This window comes from Actinoplanes sp. NPDC048791, assembly GCF_040650095.1.
Lineage (GTDB): Bacteria > Actinomycetota > Actinomycetes > Mycobacteriales > Micromonosporaceae > Actinoplanes.
This window is the reverse complement of record NZ_JBEZGQ010001505.1, coordinates 1-1,534: the sequence shown is the minus strand read 5'-3', so window position 1 is coordinate 1,534 and position 1,534 is coordinate 1. Positions and strand designations below refer to the sequence as shown.

Annotated in this window: 2 protein-coding genes; both read left to right on the top strand. The window is 73.6% G+C overall.

Annotated elements, in window-relative coordinates:
* The first annotated feature begins 197 nt into the window (after positions 1–197).
* Positions 198–1,190: a tetratricopeptide repeat protein gene (locus tag AB0C29_RS47905; protein WP_360834972.1), complete on the top strand. Its 993-nt coding sequence runs from the start codon at positions 198–200 to the stop codon at positions 1,188–1,190.
* Positions 1,187–1,534 (top strand): hypothetical protein (locus AB0C29_RS47900; RefSeq protein WP_360834970.1); only part of this gene is annotated, 348 nt, incomplete at its 3' end. The genes AB0C29_RS47905 and AB0C29_RS47900, both read left to right, overlap by 4 nt.

Sequence of the window (1,534 nt, the reverse complement as noted above, 5' to 3'; positions counted from 1 at the left end):
CCGGTCGCCACCACGCACGATCCCGCCGCGGGCGCCGCCTGGCTGGCGCTGCGCGAAGTGTCCGATCTGGACGACCGGGCAGCGGGCCGGCTGCATGGCCGCATGCTGCCAGCCCTCTCACCCAGAGGAACTTCTCGGGTACACAGGGATACGCCCGCGTCGTAGGGTGGCTGTGTCCGCCCACCTGGGAGGCGTCGTTGAACATCTTCGTGCTGTCGCACCGGTGCGGCCACTGTGTCCACCACCAGGTGGTGATGGGCCCGGACGAGTACCAGGCGCTCAAGGCCCGTTGCGTCGGCAAGCCGTGCCCGGTGTGCGGGGACCGGCCGCGCACCGAGGAGGACCTGCAGCTGGTCGCCCCGCGCGAGCACGTCGACGCGGCCGCGGACGGCTCCGGTCCCTGGGGCAACGTGCTGCGGCCGACCGCCGACTTCGCCGGGTTCGGCAGCGACGGCCCGGGCCGGCAGTTCACCCGCGGCGCTTTCGCCAGTTCCCTGCGCGACAAGATGTACGGGCAGGCCACGTCGGCCCGCAAGGCCGAGCACGAGCTGATCAGCCGGGCCATGACCACCCTGCTCGCCGCGCAGATCGGGATCGACGCGCACCAGCACGGCGAGCACGCCAAGGCGGTGCTCTGGCTGGAGCGGGCCGCGCCGGTGGCCAAGACACCCAGCGAGGTGGCGGCCGTACGCCTGCACCTCGGCCTGTCCCTGATCGAGCTGGGTGAGCCGGGCCGGGCGGAGGCAGCGCTGCGCGACGCCACCGAGCAGGCCGGCGCCGATCCGGTGTTCCGCTCGGCCGCCGCCCGGCAGCTCGGCAACGTCCGCAAGGAGCTGGGTGACCTGGCCGGTGCCCGCGCGGCCTTCCAGCTCGCCATCGACCTCGGCATCCCCGAGTTCGCCGTCGAGGGCGCGATCAACCTCGGCATGCTGGAGGACGAGGCCGGCCACCAGGCCGAGGCCCGCCGGCTGTGGGAGTTCGCGTACGACAAGGCCACCAACGACCGCAGCCGGGCGTTCGCCGCGCACAACCTGGGCTGGTACTGGGAGCAGGCCGGGGACGTGACGAAGTCGCGCCGCTTCTACCAGCTCGCCGCGAAGTCCTCGGTGCCCGAGGTGGCCACCCGGGCGGCGCAACGACTGCGCGTGCTGCCGGCTCCGTCCCGGCGCTTCTTCGGCCGCCGCTCGTGATCTCGGTGGTCGGGCACCTGGCCGGCGGCAGCGACCGGGACGCCGTGCTCGCTCTGCTGGCCGGCACCGCCGTACGCGGCGAAGTGGTCTCAGGCGCCACCGACGAGCGGAACCTGCCCGAGTTGCGCCGGCTCGGACTGATCATCCACTCCGTCGGGGACCCCACCGCCGAGCCGGTCCCGCCGCTCGCCCCACCGTCGCGGTACGCCATGCTCGGCTCGCTCACCCTGCCTGACCTCGACGACACCCCGAAGGCCGAGCAACCCGGGTACGGCGAGACCGTCCTGCTGCGGACGGTGCCGGTGCCACCCCCGTCCTGGCGCGACGAACTGGCCGCGTTCGAC